The organism is Flavobacterium sp., assembly GCF_021151785.1.
GTDB lineage: Bacteria > Bacteroidota > Bacteroidia > Flavobacteriales > Flavobacteriaceae > Flavobacterium.
The window spans coordinates 1-2,554 of the sequence record NZ_JAGKWP010000170.1 but is presented as its reverse complement, the minus strand read 5'-3'; the positions used below and the strand labels follow the sequence as shown (position 1 = coordinate 2,554).

The 2,554-nt window shown below is 30.3% G+C and carries 4 protein-coding genes; 2 read left to right on the top strand and 2 right to left on the bottom strand.

Annotation, left to right across the window (positions count from 1 at the left end; genetic code table 11):
- Positions 1 to 135 precede the first annotated feature (135 nt).
- A complete protein-coding gene (locus QZ824_RS11320; protein WP_002988156.1) occupies positions 136 to 372 on the bottom strand; it encodes an acyl carrier protein in 237 nt (78 codons plus the stop codon).
- Between the two features lie 238 nt (positions 373 to 610).
- On the opposite strand from QZ824_RS11320, the gene QZ824_RS11315 reads away from it, so the two are divergent.
- Together QZ824_RS11315 and rnhA are read left to right on the top strand one after the other, a co-directional pair.
- A complete protein-coding gene (locus QZ824_RS11315; RefSeq protein ID WP_291276122.1) occupies positions 611 to 1,186 on the top strand; it encodes a phosphoribosylglycinamide formyltransferase in 576 nt (191 codons plus the stop codon).
- 11 nt (positions 1,187 to 1,197) lie between these two features.
- On the top strand, positions 1,198 to 1,680 hold the full coding sequence (rnhA, locus tag QZ824_RS11310) for a ribonuclease HI (protein ID WP_291276121.1): 483 nt from the start codon (positions 1,198 to 1,200) through the stop codon (positions 1,678 to 1,680).
- Here the strand turns inward: rnhA and QZ824_RS11305 are convergent.
- The coding region (locus QZ824_RS11305; protein ID WP_366844537.1) for an AraC family transcriptional regulator at positions 1,675 to 2,554 on the bottom strand (880 nt) is incomplete at its 5' end. The genes rnhA and QZ824_RS11305 overlap by 6 nt on opposite strands.

Below are 2,554 nucleotides of genomic sequence, written 5' to 3'. Positions count from 1 at the left end.
GGGTATTACATAATGTCTTATTTAAAATGATTGTAATACAATCAATGTTTTTTACAAATCTATTAAAAAGATTTTTAAAAACAGAAGAAAAATAACAACATCCGTACAAAACAAATTATACGGATGTGAAAGTTATTATTTCTTAGCTTCTTCGATGTAAGAAATTGCTTGACCTACAGTAGCAATGTTTTCTGCTTGATCATCTGGAATTTGAATATCAAATTCTTTTTCGAATTCCATGATTAGCTCTACAGTGTCTAATGAATCAGCACCTAAATCGTTAGTGAAGCTTGCTTCTGCTACAACTTCGTTTTCGTCAACACCTAATTTGTCCACGATAATCGCTTTTACTCTTGATGCAATGTCTGACATAATCTTAAATTTTAATTTTAATTTGTTGGCAAAAATAAAAAACTTTATTTTAAAACAACATTTTTGTTAGTAAATATAACTACTAAATTATAAAAAATATTCTCAATGACCTAAATTTTCGGCTTTTTCGGCAATTTTTTAATTTAATTTTTTTTCTTTTGCGTAATGAAAATTAGACGTTTTTTAGCCTATTTATTTACATTTTGGTTTAAAATGATCTACAAACAACACCACAACAATGAAAAAGATTGTACTTTTTGCGTCAGGTAATGGTTCGAATGCTGAAAATATTATTTTACATTTCAAAAACATTGAACAAACCAAGGTAATTGCTGTTTTTTCTAATAATCCCGAAGCTAAAGTTTTAGATAGGGCTAAAAGTCAATTAGTTGCTACTTTTACGTTTAATAAGTTAGAATTATTAGAAGGTCAGGTGTTAGAGAAGCTGCAACAGTTACAGCCTGACTTAATTGTGCTAGCAGGTTTTTTATTAAAGTTTCCTGAAACTATAATCAATGCGTTTCCTAACAAAGTTATCAATGTACACCCAGCATTATTGCCTAAATATGGAGGTAAAGGAATGTATGGAATGCATGTGCATCAAGCAGTTTTAAGCAATAAAGAAAAGGAAACAGGAATAACAATACATTTTGTAAATGAACATTACGACGAGGGGGAGTTTATTTTTCAAAAAGCAGTTTCTATTGAATCGTGTACTACAGCAGAAGAAATTGCAGCTAAAATTCATGAATTAGAAATGTGTTATTTTCCTCAAGTAATTGAAGATTTATTAGTAAAAGCTAAAGAAAATTAATATTAAGAGTAATGTCCGAATTCCAAGTTTATATTTATACAGATGGTGCCTCAAAAGGGAATCCTGGTCCAGGCGGATATGGTGTTGTTATGGAATTGGCTGGAACGTCTTATAAAAAAGAATTTTATGAAGGTTTTCGGTTAACGACTAATAATAGAATGGAATTATTAGCCGTCATAGTTGGTCTTGAAAAACTTAAAAAGCCTAATACGTCGGTTTTAGTTGTTTCTGATTCTAAGTATGTTGTAGATGCCGTTGAGAAGGGTTGGGTTTTTGGTTGGGAAAAAAAATATTTCAAGGACAAAAAAAATCCTGATCTATGGATGCGTTTTTTAAAAATATATCGTAAACATCAAGTAAAATTCCAATGGATTAAAGGTCATAACAATCATCCTCAAAACGAACGTTGTGATCAGTTAGCTGTTATGGCTTCTCAACAAGAAAAATTGGCCGTTGATGCTTATTATGAAAGGGAAGAGCAAGGGCTATTATAATGTGTTTTTTATAAATTCTTTTGGACGAAAGCCTGTTTGGTTTTTAAAAAGTTTAGTGAAGTAGGATGGACTTTCAAATCCGAGATCATGTGCAATTTCACTAATGCTAAATCGACGTAGTGTTAACATTCTTTTGCTTTCGAGAATGACTCGTTTTCTTATGAGTTCTGTAACCGTTTGATTGAGTATTTCTTTACATATTCTGTTTAAATGTTTTAAACTGATATTAAGTTGATTAGCGTAAAAAACAGGTGCTTTTTCTGCCTTAAAATGGATTTCCAAAAGGGCTTCAAATTGAGCTAATTTTTGTTGATAGGTAGAGCTTTGGTGTGTTTCAGTAGTTTGATAATTTCGTGCCAATTCAATTAAAAGTAAGTCAACCAATGCCTTCATTTTGTCTTTTTTATGCTGAAAATGATGTTGAAATTCAGTTATCAACTCGTCAAAATATGGAATGACTTTTAGTATATTTCCATGTTCTAAATACAGTTTAGGATGATTTTTAAATGACTTAAAAAAGGGATATTGCTCTACCCGTTTTGTGGCAAAGTGTAAATTATAAAAAGCATGAGTATAAAACAAAATATAACCATCAATGTCTTCTGAGAGTTCCCAGCTATGAATCTGACCGGGTTGAAGAAAAAAAACAGTTCCCGGTGAAATAGTATAGGTTTCAAAATCAATAGTGTGTTGTCCAGTACCATTAGTAAACATGACAAGTAAGAAAAAGTTGTGGCTATGCGATTTTTCTATAAAACTATGATTTTGTAAATGATTTGTAAATGTATTTACATATATCTCCTCTGAAATTAAATCACAATTAAATTTTTGAATTTCATAAACAGGATAATTTTTCAAAATGTCTTTTTTGTTT